The organism is Microbacterium sp. SCPM-O-B-15248 (M128), from assembly GCF_058214835.1.
Genome location: NZ_JBYQLI010000005.1, coordinates 134,721 through 157,335 on the forward strand (window position 1 = coordinate 134,721; position 22,615 = coordinate 157,335).

Here is a 22,615-nt window from a genome sequence, read left to right on the forward strand (position 1 = left end):
TGTTCTCGTTCGTGGCTTCTCCTAGAGGGTGCGGGTCGCGATCGGCGATGGCGACCGAACGGATGGTGTCGGGTAGAGCATCAGTGCACCGCTCGGGATCGGAGCGGGTGGCGGAGGAGCGGATGCCGCCGGGGTCGGGGCGGCGTCCGCTCGAACGCCGTCAGAGGCGCGTCCAGGCCTCGGTGAGGACGGAACGCAGGATCTGTTCGATCTCGTCGAATTCGGACGGACCGATGGTCAGGGGCGGGGCGATCTGGATGACGGGGTCGCCCCGGTCGTCGGCGCGGCAATAGAGCCCGGCGTCGTACAGCGCCTTGGACAGGAATCCGCGCAGGAGCCGCTCGGACTCGTCGTCGTCGAAGGTCTCCTTCGTCGTCTTGTCCTTCACCAGCTCGATGCCGAAGAAGTAGCCGTCGCCGCGGACGTCGCCGACGATGGGGAGATCGAGCAGCTTCTCCAGAGTGGAGCGGAAGACGGGGGAGTTCGTGCGCACGTTCTGCAGCAGTCCCTCCTCTTCGAAGACATCGAGGTTCTCCATCGCCACCGCGCTGGAGACGGGGTGCCCGCCGAAGGTGTAGCCGTGCGGGAACGACGCGTCGCCGTGGGCGAACGGCTCGTACACCCGGTCGCTGATGATCGTGCCGCCGAGGGGCGAGTAGCCGCTGGTGACGGCCTTGGCGAACGTGATCATGTCGGGCTGGTACGAGTACGCCTCGGCGCCGAAGTAGTACCCGAGGCGCCCGAAGGCGCAGATGACCTCGTCGCTGACGAGGAGCACGTCGTACTTGTCGCAGATCTCGCGCACCCGCTGGAAGTACCCCGCCGGCGCGGGGAAGCAGCCGCCGGCGTTCTGCACCGGCTCGAGGAAGACCGCGGCGACCGTCTCGGGGCCCTCGAACTGGATCATCTGCTCGATGCGGTCGGCGGCCCACAGGCCGAACTCCTCGGGCGTACCGCCGCCGAATCCGGATTCCGCGGCGCGGTAGTAGTTCGTGTTCGGAACGCGGAAGCCGCCGGGGGTGACCGGCTCGAACATGTGCTTCATCACGGGGAGCCCCGTGATGGCGAGGGCGCCCTGGGTGGTGCCGTGGTAGGCGATCGCGCGCGAGATCACCTTGTGCTTGGTGGGCTTGCCCTGCGTCTTCCAATACTGCTTGGCGAGCTTGAAGGCCGTCTCGACCGCCTCGCCGCCGCCGGTGGAGAAGAAAACGTGGTTGAGGTCGCCGGGGGCCAGGTGCGCGAGGCGGTCGGCGAGCTCGATGGCCGCGGGGTGGGCGTAGGACCACAGGGGGAAGAACGCCAGTTCCTCGGCCTGCTTCGCCGCCGCCTGCGCGATCCGGCGGCGTCCGTGGCCGGCGTTGACCACGAAGAGGCCGGCGAGGCCGTCGATGTAGCGCTTGCCCGCGGCATCCCAGATGTGGTGGCCCTCGCCCTTGACGATGATCGGGACGCCGGGGCCATCGGTCATGACCGACTGACGCGCGAAGTGCATCCACAGGTGGTCGCGGGCCTTGGCCTGGAGGTCGGACTGCTGGTCGATTTCGTGAAGCGTCATCGCGTTCCCCAGTTGTAGAGCTGTCGGTGGAGTTTCAAGTACACGAACGTCTCGGTCGCCACCACGTCGGGGAGCGAGCGGATGCGGTCGTTGAGCAGATCGATGAGGTCGTCGTCGCTTTCGCACACGACCTCGACGAGCAGGTCGAAGGAACCGGCGGTCGAGACGACGTACGTCACACCGGGGAGTTCCGCCATCTCGGCGGCGACCACCCGGGTGTCGCCGGACACCCGGACGCCGATCATCGCTTGGCGGGCGAAGCCGAGCTGCAGTGGGTCGGTGACCGCCACGATCTGCAGGACACCTGCGTCCTGCAGCTTCTGCACCCGCTGCCGGGTGGCGGTCTCGCTGAGACCCACGGCCTTGCCGATCTCGGCGTACGAACGGCGGCCGTCCTCCTGCAGCTGCTCAACGATGGCCTTGGACACGCTGTCGAGGACCGGACGTCGTTCCGCGGAGATGCTCATGATGGGGCGACGGTATCAGCGCAATCACCGGTTACTCAATGGTGAAATCGAGTCTTATTCAGCCGTAACAACGCGGAAACCGTCGTTCCGTGGGTAGCCGGGGCCGCAGTCGTACTCCTCGGGCCTCGCTCGCGCGTCAGCGCCCCTCGTCGCGCCCGTGCGAGAGGGCCTCGACGCCGGCCCAGAAGTCGGCCGCCGTCGCCGAGGGTTCGAGAAGGGCAACGCGAACCGCCCGAGCGTGCGCCGGCCGAGCCCGGCGCACCCTGTCGCGACCGTCATTCGTCGCGACGATCTGTCGGCGGGCAGCGCCCCCCGACGTCGCCGTGCTCACGAGAAGGCCCCGCGCAGCCATCCGGGTCAGCTGTCGAGAGAGTCGGCTCCGATCCCAGCCCAATGAGGCGGCGAGCTGGTTCTGTCCGAGCGTGCCGTCACCCAGCTCGACCACTCGCGAGAGCACCGCGAAATCCGGACCGGAGAGACCGGACGCGGACTCGATCGCCTGCTCGACTGCTTCGTTCACGGCGGCTTGCGCATGCTTCCACGCTTCCCACTGCAGGTTCTCTGCGGCACTCAGTGATGTTGACATGGAAACGTCCGTCCTTACTATGTGTACATGACAACATCAGGGTATTCGACTCAACGTCACGCCGTACTCATCACCGGCGGCAGCGACGGTATCGGGTTGGGGCTTGCTCGCCGTTACATCGAACGTGGTGATCGCGTCATCGTGACGGGGAGGCGAGAGGACCGGCTGAAGGCCGCATCCGCGAGCATTCCCGGGCTCGAGACCTTCGTGAACGACATCGGATCGCCGGAAGAGCGGGAAGCCCTCGCGGCCCGGATCGGCTCGACGATGCCCGAACTGGACACGATCATCAACAATGCCGGCGTGCAGCGCCGCGTGCCGCTCGCCGGCGACGACGGGCCGTGGAGCGGATCCCGGGGCGAGATCGAGATCCTCCTCGACGGTCCGATTCACCTGAACCGGCTGCTCATCCCTCGCGTGCTCGACGGCGGACGTGACGCGCTCATCGTCGACGTGACGTCCGGGGGTGCGTACATGCCGCAGACGTTCGCGCCGGTGTACAGCGCAGCCAAGGCCGCGCTGCACAGCTACACGGTGAATCTCCGATGGGCGCTGGCCGACACCAGGATCGAGGTCACGGAACTCATCCCGCCGGCCGTCGCAACCGCTCTGGCCGGTGAGAGGGATCGCCACGGTGCCGACGTCGACGAGTTCTGCGACACCGTGTTCCCTCTCCTGGACGGCAATCACGATGAGGTCGGGTTCGGTTTCACCGCGTCCGACACCTTCCGCTCTCTCCTGGACCTGCAGCGCGAACTGTTCCAGACCTCCGCCAGCCGATTCGCCGTCGCACGGTACCCGGAGGCGGCCGCTCGAGCGGGTTCCGCTGTCCACCGGAGGGCGGATGGAGAGATGCCGGGCGGAGCCCATCCTCCTGGCGGGTGTCAAGCTGGGCGGGGCGATGAACAGGAGGGCCGCGATGGCTGAGGGTGACATCACGGCGGGTTTGCGCGCCGCCCTGGACAGGGACGACGCTTCGCTGCGCCTGCGCGCGGCGATGGATGCCGGGACCCGCCCGAACGACGCGTTCATCGACGTGCTGGTTGCCCGGTGCGCCGTCGAACCGGACTTCTTCGTCCGCGACATGCTCACGTGGGCGCTGACGCGGCACGATCGCGCGCGCGTCGTCGACGCGATCCTGCCCGAGCTGGCCTCCCCGTTCCCCCAGGCCCGCAGCCAGGGCCTGCACACGCTGTCGAAGATCGGCGACCCGGCCACGTGGTCGGCGATCACGCCCGCTCTCCTGCACGACGAGGAGACCGCCGTCGCGCGCGCCGCCTGGCGGGCTGCGGCCGGGCTCGTGCCGGATGCCGAGCGGGCCGCCCTCGCCGACGAGCTGGTGCGACACCTCGGCCAGGGCGACATCGAGACGCGCCGCAGCCTCAGCCGCGCGTTCGTCATGATCGGCGAAGAGGCGGGTGGCGCGATCGGCGCCGCGGCGGAGTCCGCTGACGAGGCCGTACGCGTGCACGCTCTCGCCACGCGCGCCCTGATGGACGATCCGGATGCCGGCTTCGAGGGCGCCGTCGACCACGCGCGGCGCGTGAACGCCGAGCGCCACGCGCCGTCGGCACCGGCCGCAGGCCCGGGCTCGGACACGGAGCAGCCGACGCCGGACGCCCCCGAGGAGACGGGCACGCCCGGCGCCTGAGCCGCGTCAGGCCAGGCTCGACATCACGTGCTTGATGCGCGTGTAGTCCTCGAAGCCGTAGACCGAGAGGTCCTTGCCGTACCCCGAGTGCTTGAACCCGCCGTGCGGCATGTCCGACACGAACGGGATGTGGGCGTTGATCCACACGCACCCGAAGTCGAGGTCGCGGCTGAAGCGCAGCGCGCGGCCGTGTTCGCGGGTCCAGACGGATGCCGCGAGTGCGTACGGCACGCCGTTCGCCATCTCGAGCGCCTCGGCGTCGTCGTCGAACCCCTGCACCGCGAGGACCGGACCGAACACCTCCTGCTGAACCAGTTCGTCGTCCTGGCGGAGCCCCGTGACGATCGTGGGCGCGAAGAAGCAGCCGGTGTCGCCGACGCGGTATCCGCCGGTCGCCACACGCGCGTGTGCCGGGAGACGGTCGACGAATCCCTGGACGCGGGCGAGCTGGTCGGCGTTGTTGACCGGCCCGAAGAACGCCGCGGGGTCGTCGGGAGAGCCGGTGCGCACGTGCTCCTCGACGTACGCCACCAGGCGCTCGACGAAGGCGTCGTGGAGCGACGCGTGCACAAGGACGCGGGTCGCGGCCGTGCAGTCCTGCCCCGCGTTGAAGAACGCCGCCTGGGCGATCCCGGATGCCGCGGCATCCAGGTCGGCATCCGGAAAGACGATCGCGGGCGCCTTGCCGCCGAGCTCGAGGTGCACGCGCTTGACCTGCCGCGCCGCGGACTCGGCGACCTGCATACCCGCGCGCACCGAACCGGTGATCGCGACGAGCTGCGGCGTCGGGTGCTCCACGAGCGCGCGCCCGGTCTCGCGGTCGCCGAGGACGACGTTCAGCACCCCGGGGGGCAGGATCTCGGCGGCGAGCTGCGCGAGCCGCACGGTCGTCTGCGGCGTGGTCTCGCTGGGCTTGAGCACCACGGTGTTGCCCGCGGCGATCGCCGGCGCGATCTTCCAGATCGCCATGTTGAGCGGGTAGTTCCACGGCGTCACTTGCGCCACCACGCCGATCGGCTCGCGACGGACGTACGACGTGAAGCCCTCGGCGTACTCCGCCGCCGCCCGCCCGTCGAGATCGCGCGCGGCGCCGGCGAAGAAGCGCAGCTGGTCGACCGACTGGTCGATCTCGTCGGCGACGAGCGTCGCGCGCGGCTTCCCGGTGTCCTCGGACTCGAGGTCGGCGAATTCCTCGGCGTGGGTCGCGAGCGCGTCGGCGAGGCGGAAGAGCGCGAGCTGGCGCGCGGCCGGGGTCGTCAGCCGCCACGACGCGAAGGCACGGGATGCCGCGGCGAACGCGGCATCCACCTCTTCCGCCGTCGAGCACGGCACCTGGCCGTACACCTCGCCGGTCACGGGACTGACGAGGTCGATCATCGCGCCCGTCGACGGCGTGGAGACGCCGTCGACGACGTTCTGCAGGAGCTTCACGCGGCGGCCGCCTCGTCGGCGACGGACAGGGCCTCGTCGATGATGTCGAGGCCGCGGACGAGATCCTCTTCGGAGATGATCAGCGGCGGGGCGACGTGCACGCGATTGAAGTGCGTGAAGGGCCAGAGTCCGGCGTTCTTGCACGCCGCCGCGAACGCGGCCATCGGCGCCGCGTCCGCGCCGGCGGCGTTGAACGGCACGAGGGGTTCGCGCGTCTCGCGGTCGCGCACGAGCTCGATCGCCCAGAACAGCCCGCGCCCCCGGATCTCGCCGATCGACGGGTGCTTCTCTGCCATCTCGCGCAGACGCGGCTCGACGACGCGCTCGCCGAGGTCGCGCACCCGCTCGAGGACCCCGTCGCGGCGGAACACCTCGAACGTCGCGATGCCGGGCGCGCACGCGAGCGGGTGACCCGAGTACGTCAGGCCGCCGGGGAACGACACGGTGTCGAAATGGCTGGCGATGGCATCCGAGATCACGACTCCGCCCAGCGGTACGTAGCCGGAGTTCACGCCCTTGGCGAAGGTGATCAGGTCGGGGGTGACGTTGAACGCCTCGACGGCGAACCACTCGCCGATGCGGCCGAAGCCGACCATGACCTCGTCCGCGATGTAGACGATCCCGTACTTGTCGCACAGCGCCCGCACGCCCGGCAGGTAGCCCGGCGGCGGGACGAGCACGCCGTTCGTGCCGACGACCGTCTCGAGGATGATCGCCCCGATCGTCGAGGCGCCCTCGAGGATGATCGTCTGCTCGAGGTGCTCGAGGGCGCGGGCGGTCTCTTCTTCTTCGGAGGCCGAGTGGAAGGCCGACCGGTACGCGTACGGACCGAAGAAGTGCACGACCGACGCATCCGCGGGCTCGTTGGCCCAGCGGCGCGGGTCGCCCGTGAGCGTGATCGCGGTGGAGGTGTTGCCGTGGTAGCTGCGGTACATCGCGAGCACCTTGCGCTTCCCGGTGACCAGGCGCGCCATGCGGACCGCGTTCTCGTTGGCATCCGCTCCGCCGTTGGTGAAGAACACCTTCGAGAAGCCCTCGGGCGCGACCTCGGAGATCAGCCGCGCGAGTTCTCCCCGGGTGCCGTTGGCCATCGCGGGCTGGATCGTGGCGAGCTCGCCCGCCTGCCGCTGGATCGCCGCGACCAGATCGGGGTGCTGGTGCCCGAGGTTGAGGTTGACCAGTTGCGACGAGAAGTCGAGGTACCGGGTGCCGTGGTGGTCCCAGAACGTCGAGCCCTCACCGCCGGCGACGGGGACCGGGTCGATGAGCGCCTGAGCACTCCACGAGTGGAAGACGTGCGCGCGGTCGTCGGCGCGGACCTGCGCCTCGGCGGTCACGTCGGGGGAGGTGAGGGTCATGATCGTTCCTTTCCGGATGCCGCGGACTCAGTGGTTGCTTGGGAACCCGAGGCTGATCTGGCTCTCGCTCGGGTCGGGCCAGCGGGTCGTGACGACCTTGCTGCGCGTGTAGAAGTGGATCGACTCGGGGCCGTAGATGTGCGAGTCGCCGAAGAGCGAGTTGCGCCAGCCGCCGAACGAGAACGCGCCGACCGGGACGGGGATCGGGACGTTCACGCCCACCATGCCCACCTCGATGTCGAACTCGAACTGCCGGGCGGTGCCGCCGTCGCGTGTGAAGACGGCCGTGCCGTTGGCGAACGGGCTGGAGTTGACGAGTTCGACGGCCTCGTCGTAGCTCTTCACGCGGACGACCGAGAGGACGGGTCCGAAGATCTCGTCGTCGTACACCTTCATCCCGGGGGCGACACGGTCCACGAGTGAGACGCCGATGAAGAAGCCGTCGCCCTCGAACTGCTGCGTCGTGCCGTCCACGACGACCTCGGCGCCCTCGCTTGCGGCACCCGTGACGTACGAGGCGACCTTGTCGCGGTGCTCGCGCGTGATGAGCGGACCCATCTCGCTCGTGGCATCCGTTCCGGGACCGATCTTCAGACCCGCGATGCGGCTCGCGACCTTCTCGACGAGAGCGTCCGCGACGTCGTCGCCGACCGCCACGAGCACTGAGACGGCCATGCAGCGCTCGCCGGCCGAACCGTACGCGGCCGAGACGGCGGCGTCGGCGGCGGAGTCGAGGTCGGCGTCGGGCATCACGACCATGTGGTTCTTGGCCCCGCCGAGGGCCTGCACGCGCTTGCCGTTCTCGGCGGCGCGCGAGTAGATGGATTTCGCGATCGGGGTCGAGCCGACGAAGCTCACCGCGCGGACGTCGGGGGAGTCCAGCAGCGCGTCGACGGCCACCTTGTCGCCGTGGACGACGTTGAGGACGCCGGCGGGCAATCCCGCCTCCTCGTAGAGCTCGGCGAGGAAGATCGCCGCGGAGGGGTCCTTCTCGCTCGGCTTCAGCACGACGGTGTTGCCGCACGCGATCGCCGAGGCCGTCATCCACAGCGGCACCATGACGGGGAAGTTGAACGGGGTGATCGCGGCGACCACACCGACCGGCTGCTTGACGGAGTGCACGTCGACGCCGCGGCTGACCTGCTCGGCGTGCTCGCCCTTCAGCAGGTGCACGAGGCCCGCGGCGAACTCGACGTTCTCGATGCCGCGGCTGATCTCGCCCTTGGCATCCGAGAGGACCTTCCCGTGCTCGGCGGTGATGATCGCGGCGAGCTCGTCGGTGCGCTCCACCAGAAGGTGGCGCAGCCGGAAGAAGACGTCGGCGCGCTTGATGAGGCTCGTCGCCCGCCACGCGGGGAGCGCGGCCTTCGCGGCGGCGATCGCCTCATCGACCTCGGCGGTGGTGGCGAAGACGACGTGCGCCTGGACCGCGCCCGTGGCGGGATCGAACACGTCGCCCCTGCGCTCCGCGCGGCCGGTCGCTTCGCCGTTGACGTGGTGGTGGATGACGGTCATGCGGATCCTCCTCGGAATCAGCGGTCATCCGGACACATCGACCGGCGCCGCCGTAGGGTGTTCTCTGCCGATTCTGCGGCACGAGAAGGGGGAAGCGCTCATGGCTGATCGTCGCGAAGACAGGAGAGTCCGGACAGATCGTCCGGATGCCGCGACCCCGGTGTTCGACCGGGGCCTGCCGACGCTCGCCGAGGTGCTCGACACCCCCGCGCTGGCCGCGGGAGCCCCCGAAGTGCTCGTCGGTGCGGAGGGGCTGGCGACACCCGTGCGGTGGGTGCACGTCTCGGACAGCGCGAGCGCGGCGCGGCTCCTCGACGGCGGCGAGCTGCTGCTCACCACGGCGTCGGCGTGGCCCGAGGACCCCGCCGACTTGCGGGCCCTCGTGGCGGAGTTCGTCCGCGCGGGGCTGGTCGGGATCGTCATCGAGCTCGGCGCCCACTACCGCTACGTTCCGGCCGTCGTCGTCGACGCCGCGGCGGCCTCCGGTCTCGCGCTGATCGCGCTCCATCGCGAGATCAAGTTCGTCGCGGTGACCGAGGAGGTGCACCGGCGGATCATCGACGATCAGACCGCCGCGCTCCGCGCGCGCGACGAGGTGCGCACGCTCTTCACCTCGCTCGCCTTGCGCGGTGCCCCCGCCGACTACGTCGTGGAGCGTCTCGCGCAGACCCTGCGGGCGCCGGTCGTACTGGAATCGCTCGCTCACGAGGTGATCGTGGCCGACCTCGCGGACGCCGACCCCACGGTGCTGCACGACTGGCAGGAGCGTTCACGGCGATCCGCCGACGATGGCGACGACGGACGCTCGATCGTCGCGGTGGAGGCGCGCGGCATCCGTTGGGCGACGCTCGTCGCCCTCGCCGGACCGCCGCATCCGGCCGGACGCCGGGCCGTCCTCGAGCAGGGCGCGACGGCCCTGGCGCTCGGACGCCTCGCCGATCCCGACGGCGACGACTGGGCCCGGCTCGGTCGCCGTCGCCTCATGGACGCGCTGCTCGGCGGGCGCTACGGCTCCACCGCCGAGGTGGCCGCGCTCCTGGGCGCTGCGCGGATCGACCTCGCGGGTGCGGTCTTGTTCGGCCTCGCTCTCGACGGAGCGGCGCCGGACGCCGTCGAAGCCGCGGCGGCCGAGATCGGCGGGCGTGCGCTGTGCGGCACCCCGCGGGGATCCGGCGAGCGCGCGGAGGGGTGGATGCCGGTCCTCTTGGCCGTGCCGGCGGGGACGACCTTCGCGGGTGCCGCCGCCGACCGTTTCCTCGCGCGGCTGCGCGGAGAGGGGCAGCCGCCCCGGCTGTCGGTCGGGCCCCGCGTGGAGGGGGAGCCCGGGGAGGACTCCGTCCCGCGTCTCCTCGACTCGCTCGAACAGGCCCTCGACCTGGCCGAGGTGGGGGATCTGCCCGAGGGGACGGTGCACTGGGTGGTGCGGCATCCGCTCGTCCGCTTCGTCTCGTCGCTCCGGGGCGACCACCGCCTCCTCGAACACGGAGAGGATCTGCTCGCTCCCGTGCTGGCCTCCCCTCCCACGCGTCGCCGCGACCTGCTGGCCGCCCTGTCGGCGATCGTCGCCCACCCCGGCAACCGCACCGCCGCGGCGGCGGCGGCGCACGTCTCGCGCTCGGTGTTCTACCAGCGGCTCGACCTGGCCGAGCGGGTGCTCGGAGTCGACCTCGACGACGGTGAGGTCCTGGCGGCCCTGCACCTCGCCCTGGTGGTGCACCGGGCCCACCGGTCGCCGGGAGCGGGCGCTCGCCGATGACGTCGGGCGCGGGGGTCGACGGCCCCGCCCGGCCGCTACGATGACCGGGACGGGCAGGGACGGACATGGGTGAGCGTCGAGCATGGTGGCGTCGCGCGCGGACTCGGGCGGCGGCGCTCACCGCGGTCGCCGTCCTGCTGCTGGTCGGCGCGATCACCGCCCCGGCAGCGTCCGCCGCGAGTCTGCCGGGCTGGCTCTCGACACGGGGATCCCAGATCGTCACCGCCACCGGTACGCCGTACACGATCAAGGCCGTCGCGTGGTTCGGGATGGAGACCGCGAACTGCGCCCCGCACGGTCTGTGGACGATCCCGCTCGATGAGGGGCTGTCGACCATCGCCGCGATGGGTTTCACGACCATCCGACTGCCGTTCTCGAACGAGTGCCTGGCGGCGAAACAGACCACCTCGATCGACGCGAACGCCAACCCCGGGCTTTCCGCTCTGACGCCCCTGGAGCTCATGGACAGGGTGATCGCTCGGGCGAAGGCGCACGGGCTCTCGGTGATCCTCGACCGTCACCGCCCCGACTCGGGGGCGCAGAGCGAGCTCTGGTACACCGCGCAGTACTCCGAGAAGCGGTGGATCGACGACTGGACGATGCTCGCCGCGCGGTACAAGGACGATTCCACGGTCATCGGTGTCGATCTGCACAACGAACCGCACGGGCCCGCCTGCTGGAACTGCGGAGACCCCGCGCGCGATTGGCGTGCGGCGGCGACCCGGGCCAGCAACGCCGTGCTCGCCGTCAACCCGCGCCTGCTCGTCGTCGTCGAGGGTGTCGAGCGTCAGCAGGACGGCACCGGCACGTGGTGGGGCGGCGGGCTGAAAGACGTGCGCAGCGCGCCGGTGACGCTCTCCGTGAAGAACCGTGTCGTGTACTCGCCGCACGACTACCCCGCCACGGTATTCGCGCAGCCGTGGTTCTCCGATCCCCGGTATCCCGCGAATCTCGAGGCGTTATGGGATGCCAACTGGGGTTATCTCGCGAGGGAGAACATCGCTCCCGTGCTCCTCGGCGAATTCGGCACGAAGCTCGAGACGGCGAGCGACAAGAGCTGGATGACCGCCCTCGTCGACTACCTCTCTCGACGCGGGATCAGCTACGCCTACTGGTCGTTCAACCCCAACAGCGGTGACACCGGCGGTCTCGTGGGCGACGACTGGCGCACACCGCAGACCGCGAAGCTGCAGGCACTGCGCCCCATCCTCACGCCCGTTCCGCAACCGACACCGGCGCGCCGACCCGCGGTGACGCCGAAACCGACGGCGAGCTCCACCTCGACGCCGAAGCCGACCGCGACGCCGAAACCGACGGCGAGCTCCACCTCGACGTCGAAGCCGACGGCGACGCCGAAGCCGACGCCCGCGCCGACGGCGTCCTCGGCGCCCCGGCCCCCCGCGAACCCGGGGCCTGCCGCGATCACGGCCACCTGGATCCCGCAGAGCGCGTGGGCCGAGGGATACGTCGCCGAAATGACGGTCACCGCGACCGGGACGGTGGGGGCGTGGACGGTGTCCTGGGAATCGCCCGGGGCCACGGCGGTGACGAACGCGTGGGGCATGGAGTGCGGCATCCGCTCGTCGACGGTGACCTGCCGCGGTGCCGGGTGGGCGGGTTCGCTCGCCCCCGGACAGACGGTGCGCGTGGGCGTCCAGATGGCCGCTCCCTCCGCTCCGAGCGCCCCGCACGTGAGCGTCGCCGCCTCGTGAGCGCCGGCGACCCGGCATCCATAGCTCGTCCCTAGGCCGCACACGGAGCCCGCTCGTCATCGGCTGCCTACGATGCGCCGGTGACCGCGACGCTCAGCATCCCGCAGACCCCGACCGCCCGGCCCGCCCGTCTCGCCACGAGGACGGGACCGGGGAGACGCGCGTGGCCGTGGGGCCTGTCGGTGATCGCCGCGCTCGCCCTCGTTCTCACGGCCTGGCAGGTGTGGGACGGGACGCCGTCGGACTACTACGCCGCGATCGCGGTGTCGATGAGCCAATCGTGGTCGAACTTCTTCTTCGGCGCGATGGACCCGGCCGGCACGGTGACCCTCGACAAGATCCCGGGGTCGTTCTGGATCCCGGCGCTCGCGGTGAAGGTCTTCGGGTACTCGGCGTGGGCCGTGATCCTGCCGAACGCCCTCGCCGCCGTCGCCGCCGCCCTCGTCACGGCCGTGACCGCCCGCCGTCTCGCGGGCGTCCGGGCGGGGCTGCTGGCCGGGTCGATCGTCGCGGTGACGCCGATCCTCGTGGCGGTCTCCCGCTCCAACCAGCCGGAGTCCTTCTTCGTCCTCGGCCTCGCTCTCACCGCGTGGGCGTCGGTCCGGGCGGTGCAGGCGCGGAGCCTCGGGTGGCTGGTGGTCGCGGGCGCGGCGATCTGCCTGTCGTTCCAGTTCTACATGCTCGAAGCATGGGCGGTCTGGCCCGCGCTCGCCGCGGCCTACCTGTGCACGGCGCAGTCCTGGGGGCGCCGGCTCGCGCACCTCGCGCTCGCCGGTGCGGTGAGCCTGGCGGCCTCCCTGTGGTGGGTGGCGATCGTGGCCCTCATCCCGTCGGGGAGCCGACCCTACATCGGGAGCACGGTCGGCGACGATCCGTGGGAGATGGTGTTCGGCTACAACGGACTCGGACGGTTCAGCGCCACGGCGGACAGCTCGGCCTACGAGTCCTTCACGCCGCCGTTCTCGGGCGACCCCGGGGTGTTGCGTCTGTTCAACGCGCAGCTGGCGGGACAGATCGCGTGGCTGATCCCCGCCGCGGTGGTCGCCCTGATCGTGCTGTGGGTGCTGCGGTTCCCGCGACCGCTCACGGTGCTGCTGACCGTGTGGACGCTCACCTTCGCGGCGATGTTCTCGGTCGTCGCCGGGATGCACCAGTTCTACACCGCGGCGCTCGCCGTGCCCCTCGGGCTGGCCGTCGCAACCGCCCTGGCGTGGAGCGGGCACCGGGGAAAGGTGTGGCCCGCGGTGGCGATCGTCGGGGTCGCGGCGGCGACCGCGGTCGCGATCGGCGTCGCCACCGGCGGGTACAGCATCCCGGTCTCTCTCGTGCAGGCCGCGGCGGCTGCCGGGGCGATCGCCCTCTTGCTGTCGCGTCACCACGCGCGGCTCGTCACCGGCGTCGCGCTCGTCGTGGGCCTGCTGCTCACCCCGACCGTCTGGTCGGCCGTCACGATCGCGCACCCGAACGCGATCAATCCCGTCGCCGGGGGAGTGTCCGAGATGGCGTCCGGGTTCGGTGCAGCGGGTGGGGCCGGCGGACGCGGGGTCGCGGCGATGGACGGGCGCGGCGGCGACGGCGCCGCAGGACCGGGGATGTCCGGCGGCGCCCCCAACGGCGCCGCCGCTCCCGGGACGGGTGCAGCGGGCGGAGCGGGTCTCCCGGGCGCGGGAGGCACCGCCGGCGCGACGGGACCGGGCTCGACCGGCGGCCGGAACGGCGCTGCCGGCGGCGGGGCGGGCGGGTTCGGTGGCGACAGCACGGAACTGCGGACCTGGCTCGAGGCCCACCGCGGCGACACGACGTATCTCGCCGCCGCGTTCGGAGCGCAGACCGCCGCGCAGCTCATCGTGGCCTCGGGCGGCGCGTCGGTGCTCCCGATCGGCGGGTTCAACGGCACCGACGGCGCACCGACCCTGGAGACCTTCGTCTCGCTCGTCGAGACCGGACAGCTCCGCTACGTCATCGGCGAAGAAGACCGCGTCGGCGGGCCCGGGGGCGCGGCCGTGGGGGCGGGGACGGCCTCGACCTCCACGGTCTCGGCGCAGATCCGCGCGTGGGTGGAGCAGAACTGCGCGACGGCGGCGGACGCACCGAGCACCGTGTACGTCTGCGGATGAACGCCGGTCAGAGCTCGCGCGACAGGAACGCGATCCCGGCCTCGCGGAACGCGCGCGCTCCGGGGGCGTTCACGTGGTGCCGACCCGGGATGTCGACGAACTCGCCGCGGGGGAGCAGCCCCGCGAGGTTCGCGGACTGGTCGTGGATCGGGTCCTCGGTCCCGGTGGCGATGAGCACGGGCTGCAGCGGGGGCGACGCGGGGTCCGGGTCGGTTTCGCCCAGGCGCATGCCCTCGGCGATGGCGACGAGCGCGCGCAGGTCGTTGCCCGGCACGCGTTCCGCGAGCGAGACGTAGCGCAGGGTGGTGGCATCCTGCACCGGCTCCCCGCGATCGAGGAACGCGCGGGCCTGCTCCACCTGCAACCGGGCGAGCGGCCGGCCGTCCGGGATGCCACCGAGCACGGCGCGCTCGACGTGCTCGGGGGCGTCGACGGCGAGCTGCCACCCGACGCGGCCGCCGAGGGAGTAGCCGAGGTAGCGCACCTGATCCACCAGGTAGGTGTCGAGAACGGCGACGAGGTCCGAGACGAGCGCGCTCATGCGGTACGCGGCGGCGTCGTGCGGTTTGTCGCTCGCGCCGTGACCGCGCTGATCGACGGCGAGGACGCGGAACCCCGCCCGCAGCAGATCGCGCACCCAGCCGGTGTTGACCCAGTTGTCGCGGGTGCTCGACCCGAAGCCGTGGACGCACAGCACCGTGGGAGCCTCGGGGTCGCCCCACGTGTACGTGGCGAGGCGCACGTTGTCGCCCACGATGAGGAACTGCGGATCGGGGACCTCGGTGAGCGCGGGCACGGCATCCATTCCGCCGATCCTGGCACAGTCGCGCGGGCCGGACGGCGAAGTGGTCATAGTGGTCTCATGGGGTATACACGTGCCGAGCTCGAGTCGTACCGGGATGCCACGATCCCCGACCTCGTCGGACCGGGCCTGCGCCTGCTGTTCGTGGGCATCAACCCCGGGCTGTGGACCGCCGCGACCGGGACCCCGTTCGCCCGCCCCGGCAACCGGTTCTGGCCCGCGCTCGTCGAGGCCGGGATCCTGCCGCGGCTGCCCGCTTTCGCCGGTCCGCTCGACGACGCCGACCGGGCGATGATCTTCGACGCGGGGGTGGGCGTGACCAACCTCGTCGCCCGCGCGACCGCGCGTGCCGACGAACTCGACCGCGCGGAACTGCGCGCCGGCGCCGCCGCTCTCGAGGACCGCGTGGCCGCCCTCGCGCCGCCCGCGGTCGCGGTGGTGGGTCTCACCGCGTACCGCCAGGGCTTCGACCGGCCCAAGGCCCTCGCCGGGCGCCAGGGAGAGACCATCGGGGGAGTGCCCACGTGGGTCCTGCCCAACCCCAGCGGCCTGAACGCGCACGACACGGTGGCCTCGCTCGCGCGGGCGTACGCGGAACCGGCGCGGGCCGCCGGGATCCTCGCGTGACCGAGATCGTGCGTCGCCGGATCGCGGCGGGTGCGGCGATGCTCGCCGTCGTCGCCGCGGGGCTGACCGTCCACGCGGCGCCCGGGTCGATCGTCACCGACATCGTGGGCGACGCCCTCTACACCGTCGCCGTGTACGCGGGTCTCGTGGCGCTCCTGCCGCGCGCCCGCCCGGTCGTGCTCTCCGCCGTCGCGGCGGCGTGGTGCGTGGGCGTCGAACTGCTGCAGCTCACCGGGCTCCCCGCGGCCTGGGCCGACGCGTTCCCGCCGATCGCCCTGGTGCTCGGGCTCGGCTTCGACGCGCGCGACCTCCTCGTCTCGCTCGCGGCGGCTGCCGTGGCGGTGGGCGTCGACCTCGCGGTGCGCCGACGGCTCCTCCCCAGGGGAGAGCGCCCGCGGCCCGCGTCCCGCCGCGGGTAGGGTGACGGCGTCGGAGGGAGACACGATGATCGTCGAGTTCGAGGGAGAGGTCTTCCGGTGGGAGGCCCGACTCGACAGCGCCTGGTACTTCGTCGCGCTTCCGCCCGGACTCAGCGAGGACATCCGCGAGACGCAGACCTTCCGGCGCGGCTTCGGCGGAGTGCGCGTCGAGGTCACGATCGGCTCCTCCACGTGGCGCACGTCGATCTTCCCGCAGGCGGACGGCGTCTACGTCCTGCCGTTGAAGCGCGCCGTGCGCGAACGCGAGGGCATCCTCCCCGATGCGACGGTCCTCGCCCGGCTCGCCGTCCTCGACGCCTGAGCGCCGCGTGCTCGGCGTCGCGCTGACCGTGTTCGCGGTGCTCGGCGGGATCCTCGCCGTCATCGACGGGCGTCACCACCGCCTTCCGCACGCGCTCGTCCTGCCGGGACTCGCGCTGGCCCTCGTGCTGTTGACCTCCGCGGCGCTCGCCGCCGACGAACCGCCGCGCCTCGTCGGGGTGTGGGGCGGGGCGGCATCCGCGTTCCTCGTCTGCCTCGCGCTGCATCGTGCGCAGCCGACGGCCTTCGGCGGGGGAGACGTGACGCTCGCCGCCCTCGCGGGGGCGCACCTCGGGTGGTTCGGACCGGATGCCGTGCTCTCGGGGATCCTCACCGGGTTCCTGTGCGGCGGGGCCGCGGCAGCCGGAATCCTGCTCTCCGGTGCCCGGGGTGCCGTGTTCGCTTTCGGGCCCCCGCTGCTGCTGGGGACGTGGTGGGTGCTGCTCGGAGAGCTCCGGTGAGCGACCCCGCGCGTGTGCGGCGCAGGATCGCGCGCATGTCGCGGGACGGGCCCGCCCCGCGGCGAAGCCCGGCACGATCTGCGTGTTCGACGCGCGGTCAACCCCGCCGGGGCAGATCGTGCCGCTCCCATAGCCTGGGAGGATGGCTGACCTCCTTCGTCGCGTCACCGCGTGGGCGCTGCAGCGGCGACTCGTGCGCGCGTACCTCGTCTACTCCGGGCGACGCGGACCCATGCTCGCCGACAGCGTGACCTATCGGACGCTGTTCAGCGTGTTCGCGGGCGTCCTCATCGGGTTCTCGTTCGCGGCCCTGTGGCTCGCGGGAAACCCCGACGGGCTCGCCGCCCTCGTGCGCGCGGTCGACGGCGTCATCCCGGGGCTCGTCGGTCCGGACGGTCTCATCGACGTCGCCGAGATCAAGGCGCCCGCGGGCTTCACGATCGCGGGTGTCCTGGGATCGATCGGTCTGCTCGGCGCGGCGATCGGCGCCGTCGGGTCGCTGCGGTCCGCTCTGCGTCAGCTCGCCGACGTGACGACGGAGGACACCTTCATCGTGTGGGTGCTCCTGCGGAACCTCCTGCTGGCTCTCGGGATCGGTGTATCGCTCGCCGCGGCCGCCGGAGTGACCTTCCTCGCCACGGCGGGGCTGACGGTGGTGCGCGGATGGCTGGGCATCTCCGCGGATTCGTGGGTGACCGGCATCCTGACCTGGCTCGTCTCCACGCTCATCGTGCTCGCGCTCGACGCGGCCGTGATCGCCGCGGCCTTCGCGCTGCTGTCCGGGCTCCGCGTGCGTCGGGCGACGCTCCTGCGCGGCGCTCTGCTGGGCGGCATCGGGCTGGTCGTGCTGCAGCAGCTGTCGGGCCTGTTCGTCCGCGGGGCGGGCGGAAACCCTCTGCTCGCGACGTTCGCCGCGCTCATCGCGCTTTTGCTGTGGCTGAACCTCTCGAGCCAGGTGATCCTCATCGCCGGTGCGTACATCATGGTCGGTCACGAGGAGGACCAGGATCGCGTCCGCGCGAAGTACGCCGCGTCGACGCTTGTGCAGTTCCGGGTCCAGCGCGCCGAGCGGGCGGTGCAGGCCGCCGTCGGTGAATTGGATGCCGCGCGCGAGGCCGAAGCGCACGAACGCGAGGCGACGGCGAAGAATACCGCTTCCCGCTGAGCCCGCGGACACGCGTCTAGGGTGACCACATGACCGAGCGCACCGTCGCGTACACCGCCGCCGCGGTCCGGGCGGCGGAGGCTCCGCTGCTCGCGGCCGGACGGCCCCTCATGCATGAGGCCGCCCGTGCGCTCGCGGACGTCGTCGAGGAGGAGCTCGCACGGACCCCGGGCGCCGTCCTGGTGGTCGTCGGTTCGGGCGACAACGGCGGCGACGCCCTGTACTCGGCGGCGACTTTCGCCCGAGTGGCGACCCGCGTCGACATCGTTCTCACCCGCGATCACGTGCATCGGGAGGCGCTCGATGCCGCAGTCGCCGCGGGGGCTCGGCTCCGGGATGCCTCGGAGGTCTGCGCCGCCGGGGCGGATCATGTCCTGGTGGTCGACGGCATCCTCGGCATCGGCGCCTCCGCGGACCCGCGGTTGCGCGGCACCGCTCGCGCCGTGGTCGAGGCCCTGCGCCCGGCGGTCGCGGACCGGCGGCTGCGCGTCGTGGCGGTCGACCTCCCCAGCGGTCTGCACCCGGACACGGGCGAGGCGGACACCGCGGTCCTCCCGGCCGATGTCACGGTCACCTTCGGAGCGGTCAAGGCGGGGATCCTCCGCGGTCGCGGTCCGGAGCTCTGCGGCCGCATCGTCCTGGTCGACCTCGGTCTCGAGCCGCAGCTGCGGCGCGTCCGCCCCGCGGTGACGGCTGCCGTCGAGGTCGTTCGCCGGCCCCCGGTTCAGCGGGCGTAGCGTTCGGCGAACGCCCGCAGGATCCGGCCGGTCGCGGTCACCGGCGACCGCCGCACGGCGGCGAGGGTGAACTCGAGCTCGTCGGGGCGGAAATAGCCGAACGACGCGTACGCGTGGATGCGGGTGACGATGCCGCCGAGATCCAGTTCGGGGTGGAACTGCGTGGCGTAGACGTTCTCGCCGACCCGGAACATCTGCACGGGGCACGTGGCGGAGGATGCCAGGAGCGTCGCCGCCGCGGGGAGCGCGGAGATCGCCTCCTTGTGGCCGACGAAGGCCGGGAAGGTCGCGGGCATCCCCGACAGCAGCGGATCGGCGCGGCCGGCGTCGGTCAGCGAGACGTCCACGACGCTGATGGGCTCGGCGTACGTCCCGTCGATCGGCGCGCCCAGATGCGTGCCGAGCGTGCCGACGCCGTAGCAGGCACCGAGGAACGGGGCATCGCGCGCCACCACCTCGTCCACGAGCGCGGCCATCTCCGCCTCGACGCGGCGCTGTACCGCCGACTTCTTCTCCCACGGGTCGGAGGCGTTGAACGGGCTTCCGCCGACGAGGATCCCGGCGATCTCATCGAGATCGATCTCGGGCATCGGGTCGCGTTCCAGGCGCACGCGCCGGAGCCGCTGCGGAGGCAGGCCCGTGAAGCGGAGGAAGAGCGCGTACTCCTCGTCGGCCGGTCGGTCCTCGGCGCGCGTGGCCAGGAGCACGAACGGGCGGTCTCCGGGCAGGTCCGTCCTCGTCACCCGAGCGAGTCTAGGTCAGGGGTGTCAAGGCGCGGCCTCTGCGCGAGGCCCCGGTCTACGCTGGGCGCATGGCTATCGCACGACTGACCGGAGGCCCGCTCGACGGGCAGGTGATCCCGCTCGAGAACGAGACCGACGACACGCTGATCATGCCCTACAGCGAGGGGCAGCTCGTCTACCGTCGCGACGGCGGGCTCGAGAACACCGGTGACTCCGACGGACCCACGCAGGCGGTCTTCTCGTACGTGGAAGAGACCGAGGACATCAACCCGAACGCCGACGGACGCGACGATTGAGCGGAACGGCTCCCGGGTCGTCGTCGGTCGAGGTCGAGTCCAAGTACGACGTCGACGACGGCACGCCCGTGCCCGATTGGTCGGGGATCCCGGGGGTCGCGCGCGTCGGTGACGCCGAGCCGCGCGACCTCGATGCCCGGTACGTCGACACCGTCGATGGCGCCCTCGCGCGGGTCGGCGTCGCGGTGCGACGGCGGCAGGGCGGACCGGACGAGGGGTGGCACGTGAAGGCCCCCGCGCCCGGTGGCCGGTCCGAGACGCACTGGCCCCTCGGCGAGATCGGCGACGCCGACGCGGCTCCGGTGGTCCCGGAGGAGATCCAGGATGCCGTCGCCGCGTGGGCGCACGGACCGTTCCTGCCGCTCGCCCGTGTGCGCAACCACCGCACCGCCTACGCCCTGCTCGATGCCGACGGCGGCCTCGTCGCCGAGTTCGTGGACGACCGCGTCCGCGCACGCGACGAGCGTCGCGGCGCGGAATCCGAGTGGCGCGAGTGGGAAGTCGAGCTCGGCCCCGCCGGCCCCGCGGACGACACCGGGCGTGCGGCGCTGTTCGCCGCGGTCGACGCGGCCGTGTTCGCGGCGGGCGGTCGGCCCGCGGCATCCGGTTCGAAGCTCGCCCGAGCCCTCGGGCACTGACCCCCCTGACGCCGACGGCCCCCGACCCCGCTCATCGAGCGGGTCGGGGGCCGTCGGGCGTTGCGGCCGGTCGGATCAGAGGTTGATCATGTGGCCGGTGAGGCCGTGGAACGCCTCCTGCAGGCCCTCCGACAGCGTCGGGTGGGTGTGCACGTTGCGCGCGGCTTCGAGGGCGGTGAGGTCCCACTTCTGCGCGAGCGTGAGCTCGGGGAGGAGCTCGGAGACGTCGGGGCCGATGAGGTGTCCGCCGATGAGCTCGAGGGTCTCGGCGTCGGCGACGAGCTTGACGAAGCCGACGGGCTCGCCGAGGCCGTTGGCCTTGCCGTTCGCCGAGAAGGGGAACTTCGCGACCTTGATGTCGTGACCGGCGTCGCGAGCCTGCTGCTCGGTCAGGCCGAACGAGGCGACCTGCGGGTTGCAGAAGGTGGCGCGCGGCATGTTGCGGTAGTCGCCGAGGGTCTGCGTCTCGGCGTTGCCGATCGTCTCGGCCGCGACGACGCCCTGGGCCTCGGCGACGTGCGCGAGCTGGAGCTTGGCGGTGACGTCACCGATCGCGTAGATGTGGGGGACGTTCGTGCGCATGTGGTCGTCGATGTCGATCGCGCCGCGCTCGGTGAGCTTCACTCCGGTGTTCTCGAGGCCGAACCCGTCGACCTTGGGGGCGAAGCCGATGGACATCAGCACGCGGTCAGTGTCGATCGAGCCGGTGGAGCCGTCCTTGGCGGTGTAGGCGACGGTGACCTTGTCGCCGTGGTCGGTGACGGAGTCGACCTTCGTCGAGGTGAGGATGTCGACGCCGTAGCCCTTGTACTGCTTCTGGATCTCCTTGGAGACCTCGGCATCCTCGTTGGGGAGGGCGCGGTCGAGGAACTCGATGATGGTGACCTTCACGCCGTAGTTCGTCATGACGTAGGCGAACTCCATGCCGATGGCTCCGGCGCCGACGATGACGATCGAGGAGGGAAGCTCACGGGTGAGGATCTGCTCCTCGTAGGTGACGACGTTCTCGGACAGGGTCACTCCCGGGAGGAGGCGCACGGTGGACCCGGTGGCGATGATGACGTTGTCGAAGGTGACCTGCTCCTTCGAGCCGTCGGCCTTGGTCACGTCGAGCGTGTGGTCGTCGACGAAGTGGCCACGGCCCTCGTACTCGGTGACCTTGTTCTTCTTCATCAGGTAGTGGATGCCCTTGACGTGCCCGGCCGCGACGCTACGGGAACGGTCGAACGCCTTGCCGAAGTCGAAGTGCACGTCGCCGGAGATACCGAACAGGTCGGCCTTGGCGTGGAACGTGTGCGCGAGGTCGGCGTTGCGCAGCAGAGCCTTGGAGGGGATGCAGCCCACGTTCAGGCACACACCACCCCAGTACTTCTCTTCGACGACCGCGACCGACAGCCCCAGCTGCGCGCCGCGAACGGCCGCGACGTACCCGCCGGGACCCGCACCAAGAATGACCAGATCGTAATGAGGCATGGTCCCAGCCTAGCGTCCGGAGGTCCCCGCCGAGCCGCCGGTCGGGCCGTTGCGGCGGCCTCGCGCGACGGCCAGCCAGACCAGTGCGCCGACGACGAGGACGAGGGCGATCGCGAGCAGGATCCAGGGCAGGAGAGAGGCCTCGGAGGTGTTCTCCGCCGGGGCGGGAGTGGCCGTGACCGTCACGGTCGGTTCGGGGGAGGACGCGGCCGTGGGAGTCGGCGTGGGTGTGGGCGTCGCCGTCGGGGTCGGGGCGGCGGGGACGGTGAACGAGAACGTGCCGTCGATGGGGTGTCCGTCGCTGGAGACGACGCGCCAGACCACGGTCACGGCACCGGATGCCGGTCCCGCCACGGCCTGTGTCACGGCCGTGCCCGCAACGGTGGGGGCGCCGTCCGTCAGGGCCGTGCCGGCCGCGTCCGTCACCTGGATGACCGTCGCACCCTCGGCATCCAGGATGTCGGCACTGAAGGTGAGGGTGATCTGCGACGGCAGGGCGTCGAGCACCGCGTCGGCGGAGGGGTCGGAGGAGACGAGTTCGTCGTGCGCGAATGCGGGGGACGCGGGGATGACGAGGGCTGCGAGCGCGATGACCGCGGCGGCGAGAACGGCGGACAGGGAGCGGCGACGCGGCGCGGAGGAGGAGGTCACCCCACCGACCCTATCGACCCGGTGCGGACGGGACCTGGGAGGGGAGATGCGCGATCCGGCCGTCTTCGGTGCGACTCGGACTCGACACGGCCGACCCCGGGTAGATAGGTTCGAGTGTCCCCCCGTCGTACCGG

Annotated in this window: 23 protein-coding genes; 13 read left to right on the forward strand and 10 right to left on the reverse strand. The window is 71.6% G+C overall.

Annotated features, from left to right (window positions below; translation table 11 throughout):
- Positions 1–160: 160 nt before the first annotated feature.
- The 3 genes from AC3E6M_RS10500 to AC3E6M_RS10510 all read right to left on the reverse strand — a co-directional run bounded on the left by AC3E6M_RS10500 (position 161) and on the right by AC3E6M_RS10510 (position 2,608).
- The gene (locus AC3E6M_RS10500) at positions 161–1,555 is read right to left on the reverse strand and encodes an aspartate aminotransferase family protein (RefSeq protein WP_490529838.1); all 1,395 of its coding nucleotides are present in this window, start codon (positions 1,553–1,555) and stop codon (positions 161–163) included.
- Positions 1,552–2,022 (reverse strand): Lrp/AsnC family transcriptional regulator, encoded by a 471-nt coding sequence (locus tag AC3E6M_RS10505; protein WP_138177038.1) that lies wholly within the window; start codon positions 2,020–2,022, stop codon positions 1,552–1,554. The genes AC3E6M_RS10500 and AC3E6M_RS10505 overlap by 4 nt, the downstream gene beginning before the upstream one ends.
- Before the next feature lie 136 nt (positions 2,023–2,158).
- Complete coding sequence (locus AC3E6M_RS10510; RefSeq protein ID WP_490529839.1) at positions 2,159–2,608, reverse strand: MarR family winged helix-turn-helix transcriptional regulator; 450 nt, start codon at positions 2,606–2,608, stop codon at positions 2,159–2,161.
- A gap of 27 nt (positions 2,609–2,635) precedes the next feature.
- Here AC3E6M_RS10510 and AC3E6M_RS10515 point away from each other — a divergent pair, with 27 nt between their 5' ends.
- Together AC3E6M_RS10515 and AC3E6M_RS10520 are read left to right on the forward strand one after the other, a co-directional pair.
- Positions 2,636–3,535: an SDR family oxidoreductase gene (locus AC3E6M_RS10515; protein ID WP_490529840.1), complete on the forward strand. Its 900-nt coding sequence runs from the start codon at positions 2,636–2,638 to the stop codon at positions 3,533–3,535.
- A complete protein-coding gene (locus tag AC3E6M_RS10520; RefSeq protein WP_490529841.1) occupies positions 3,528–4,259 on the forward strand; it encodes a HEAT repeat domain-containing protein in 732 nt (243 codons plus the stop codon). The genes AC3E6M_RS10515 and AC3E6M_RS10520 overlap by 8 nt, the downstream gene beginning before the upstream one ends.
- 6 nt (positions 4,260–4,265) lie before the next feature.
- Here AC3E6M_RS10520 and AC3E6M_RS10525 read toward each other — a convergent pair whose 3' ends face one another.
- Genes AC3E6M_RS10525 through AC3E6M_RS10535 form a run of 3 tightly spaced genes read right to left on the reverse strand, consistent with a single transcriptional unit; the run spans position 4,266 to position 8,563 of the window.
- Complete coding sequence (locus AC3E6M_RS10525) at positions 4,266–5,690, reverse strand: aminobutyraldehyde dehydrogenase (protein WP_490529842.1); 1,425 nt, start codon at positions 5,688–5,690, stop codon at positions 4,266–4,268.
- Entirely contained in the window at positions 5,687–7,048 is a 1,362-nt protein-coding gene (locus tag AC3E6M_RS10530) for an aspartate aminotransferase family protein (protein WP_490529843.1), read from the reverse strand. Before AC3E6M_RS10530 ends, AC3E6M_RS10525 begins: the two co-directional genes overlap by 4 nt.
- A 27-nt stretch (positions 7,049–7,075) precedes the next feature.
- Positions 7,076–8,563 carry a CoA-acylating methylmalonate-semialdehyde dehydrogenase gene (locus tag AC3E6M_RS10535; RefSeq protein ID WP_490529844.1) on the reverse strand — a complete coding sequence of 496 codons (1,488 nt, stop codon included), beginning with the start codon at positions 8,561–8,563 and terminating at the stop codon, positions 7,076–7,078.
- Positions 8,564–8,663: 100 nt separating this feature from the next.
- On the opposite strand from AC3E6M_RS10535, the gene AC3E6M_RS10540 reads away from it, so the two are divergent.
- From AC3E6M_RS10540 to AC3E6M_RS10550, 3 genes are all read left to right on the forward strand, one after another.
- Positions 8,664–10,319 (forward strand): PucR family transcriptional regulator, encoded by a 1,656-nt coding sequence (locus AC3E6M_RS10540; RefSeq protein WP_490529845.1) that lies wholly within the window; start codon positions 8,664–8,666, stop codon positions 10,317–10,319.
- Between the two features lie 65 nt (positions 10,320–10,384).
- Entirely contained in the window at positions 10,385–12,031 is a 1,647-nt protein-coding gene (locus AC3E6M_RS10545) for a cellulase family glycosylhydrolase (protein WP_490529846.1), read from the forward strand.
- Positions 12,032–12,111: 80 nt separating this feature from the next.
- Entirely contained in the window at positions 12,112–14,148 is a 2,037-nt protein-coding gene (locus tag AC3E6M_RS10550; RefSeq protein WP_490529847.1) for an ArnT family glycosyltransferase, read from the forward strand.
- Positions 14,149–14,155: 7 nt separating this feature from the next.
- On the opposite strand, the gene AC3E6M_RS10555 is transcribed toward AC3E6M_RS10550, so the two are convergent.
- Complete coding sequence (locus tag AC3E6M_RS10555; RefSeq protein ID WP_138177904.1) at positions 14,156–14,953, reverse strand: alpha/beta fold hydrolase; 798 nt, start codon at positions 14,951–14,953, stop codon at positions 14,156–14,158.
- A 57-nt stretch (positions 14,954–15,010) separates the two neighbouring features.
- Between AC3E6M_RS10555 and AC3E6M_RS10560 the strand changes: the two genes are divergently transcribed.
- The 6 genes from AC3E6M_RS10560 to AC3E6M_RS10585 all read left to right on the forward strand — a co-directional run bounded on the left by AC3E6M_RS10560 (position 15,011) and on the right by AC3E6M_RS10585 (position 18,680).
- On the forward strand, positions 15,011–15,577 hold the full coding sequence (locus AC3E6M_RS10560) for a mismatch-specific DNA-glycosylase (RefSeq protein WP_490529848.1): 567 nt from the start codon (positions 15,011–15,013) through the stop codon (positions 15,575–15,577).
- Positions 15,574–15,996: a ribosomal maturation YjgA family protein gene (locus tag AC3E6M_RS10565; RefSeq protein WP_490529849.1), complete on the forward strand. Its 423-nt coding sequence runs from the start codon at positions 15,574–15,576 to the stop codon at positions 15,994–15,996. The genes AC3E6M_RS10560 and AC3E6M_RS10565 overlap by 4 nt, the downstream gene beginning before the upstream one ends.
- A gap of 25 nt (positions 15,997–16,021) precedes the next feature.
- Positions 16,022–16,318, forward strand: coding sequence for a DUF1905 domain-containing protein (locus AC3E6M_RS10570; protein ID WP_138177908.1), 297 nt, complete (start codon positions 16,022–16,024; stop codon positions 16,316–16,318).
- On the forward strand, positions 16,278–16,778 hold the full coding sequence (locus tag AC3E6M_RS10575) for a prepilin peptidase (RefSeq protein ID WP_138177910.1): 501 nt from the start codon (positions 16,278–16,280) through the stop codon (positions 16,776–16,778). The genes AC3E6M_RS10570 and AC3E6M_RS10575 overlap by 41 nt, the downstream gene beginning before the upstream one ends.
- Positions 16,779–16,920: 142 nt before the next feature.
- On the forward strand, positions 16,921–17,943 hold the full coding sequence (locus tag AC3E6M_RS10580; RefSeq protein WP_490529850.1) for a YhjD/YihY/BrkB family envelope integrity protein: 1,023 nt from the start codon (positions 16,921–16,923) through the stop codon (positions 17,941–17,943).
- 29 nt (positions 17,944–17,972) lie between these two features.
- Positions 17,973–18,680 (forward strand): NAD(P)H-hydrate epimerase, encoded by a 708-nt coding sequence (locus AC3E6M_RS10585; RefSeq protein WP_490529851.1) that lies wholly within the window; start codon positions 17,973–17,975, stop codon positions 18,678–18,680.
- On the opposite strand, the gene AC3E6M_RS10590 is transcribed toward AC3E6M_RS10585, so the two are convergent.
- Positions 18,668–19,423, reverse strand: coding sequence for a glutamine amidotransferase (locus AC3E6M_RS10590; protein WP_490529852.1), 756 nt, complete (start codon positions 19,421–19,423; stop codon positions 18,668–18,670). The genes AC3E6M_RS10585 and AC3E6M_RS10590 overlap by 13 nt on opposite strands.
- Before the next feature lie 68 nt (positions 19,424–19,491).
- On the opposite strand from AC3E6M_RS10590, the gene AC3E6M_RS10595 reads away from it, so the two are divergent.
- A complete protein-coding gene (locus tag AC3E6M_RS10595) occupies positions 19,492–19,719 on the forward strand; it encodes a response regulator (protein WP_292900324.1) in 228 nt (75 codons plus the stop codon).
- The gene (locus AC3E6M_RS10600) at positions 19,716–20,357 is read left to right on the forward strand and encodes a CYTH domain-containing protein (RefSeq protein ID WP_138177920.1); all 642 of its coding nucleotides are present in this window, start codon (positions 19,716–19,718) and stop codon (positions 20,355–20,357) included. The genes AC3E6M_RS10595 and AC3E6M_RS10600 overlap by 4 nt, the downstream gene beginning before the upstream one ends.
- Before the next feature lie 75 nt (positions 20,358–20,432).
- Here the strand turns inward: AC3E6M_RS10600 and lpdA are convergent, their stop codons facing one another.
- Both lpdA and AC3E6M_RS10610 read right to left on the reverse strand, forming a co-directional pair.
- The gene (gene lpdA, locus AC3E6M_RS10605) at positions 20,433–21,830 is read right to left on the reverse strand and encodes a dihydrolipoyl dehydrogenase (RefSeq protein WP_138177922.1); all 1,398 of its coding nucleotides are present in this window, start codon (positions 21,828–21,830) and stop codon (positions 20,433–20,435) included.
- A 9-nt stretch (positions 21,831–21,839) separates the two neighbouring features.
- The gene (locus AC3E6M_RS10610; protein WP_490529853.1) at positions 21,840–22,481 is read right to left on the reverse strand and encodes a copper resistance protein CopC; all 642 of its coding nucleotides are present in this window, start codon (positions 22,479–22,481) and stop codon (positions 21,840–21,842) included.
- Between the last annotated feature and the right edge of the window lie 134 nt (positions 22,482–22,615).

Coding starts and splice junctions, on each gene's coding strand:
- AC3E6M_RS10585 (WP_490529851.1), top strand. CDS start 17,973: ATGACCGAGCGCACCGTCGCGTACACCGCCGCCGCGGTCCGGGCGGCG.
- AC3E6M_RS10540 (WP_490529845.1), top strand. CDS start 8,664: ATGGCTGATCGTCGCGAAGACAGGAGAGTCCGGACAGATCGTCCGGAT.
- lpdA (WP_138177922.1), bottom strand. CDS start 21,830: ATGCCTCATTACGATCTGGTCATTCTTGGTGCGGGTCCCGGCGGGTAC.
- AC3E6M_RS10530 (WP_490529843.1), bottom strand. CDS start 7,048: ATGACCCTCACCTCCCCCGACGTGACCGCCGAGGCGCAGGTCCGCGCC.
- AC3E6M_RS10595 (WP_292900324.1), top strand. CDS start 19,492: ATGGCTATCGCACGACTGACCGGAGGCCCGCTCGACGGGCAGGTGATC.
- AC3E6M_RS10535 (WP_490529844.1), bottom strand. CDS start 8,563: ATGACCGTCATCCACCACCACGTCAACGGCGAAGCGACCGGCCGCGCG.
- AC3E6M_RS10545 (WP_490529846.1), top strand. CDS start 10,385: ATGGGTGAGCGTCGAGCATGGTGGCGTCGCGCGCGGACTCGGGCGGCG.
- AC3E6M_RS10555 (WP_138177904.1), bottom strand. CDS start 14,953: ATGGATGCCGTGCCCGCGCTCACCGAGGTCCCCGATCCGCAGTTCCTC.
- AC3E6M_RS10515 (WP_490529840.1), top strand. CDS start 2,636: ATGACAACATCAGGGTATTCGACTCAACGTCACGCCGTACTCATCACC.
- AC3E6M_RS10570 (WP_138177908.1), top strand. CDS start 16,022: ATGATCGTCGAGTTCGAGGGAGAGGTCTTCCGGTGGGAGGCCCGACTC.
- AC3E6M_RS10510 (WP_490529839.1), bottom strand. CDS start 2,608: ATGTCAACATCACTGAGTGCCGCAGAGAACCTGCAGTGGGAAGCGTGG.
- AC3E6M_RS10575 (WP_138177910.1), top strand. CDS start 16,278: ATGCGACGGTCCTCGCCCGGCTCGCCGTCCTCGACGCCTGAGCGCCGC.
- AC3E6M_RS10580 (WP_490529850.1), top strand. CDS start 16,921: ATGGCTGACCTCCTTCGTCGCGTCACCGCGTGGGCGCTGCAGCGGCGA.
- AC3E6M_RS10560 (WP_490529848.1), top strand. CDS start 15,011: ATGGGGTATACACGTGCCGAGCTCGAGTCGTACCGGGATGCCACGATC.
- AC3E6M_RS10500 (WP_490529838.1), bottom strand. CDS start 1,555: ATGACGCTTCACGAAATCGACCAGCAGTCCGACCTCCAGGCCAAGGCC.
- AC3E6M_RS10505 (WP_138177038.1), bottom strand. CDS start 2,022: ATGAGCATCTCCGCGGAACGACGTCCGGTCCTCGACAGCGTGTCCAAG.
- AC3E6M_RS10520 (WP_490529841.1), top strand. CDS start 3,528: ATGGCTGAGGGTGACATCACGGCGGGTTTGCGCGCCGCCCTGGACAGG.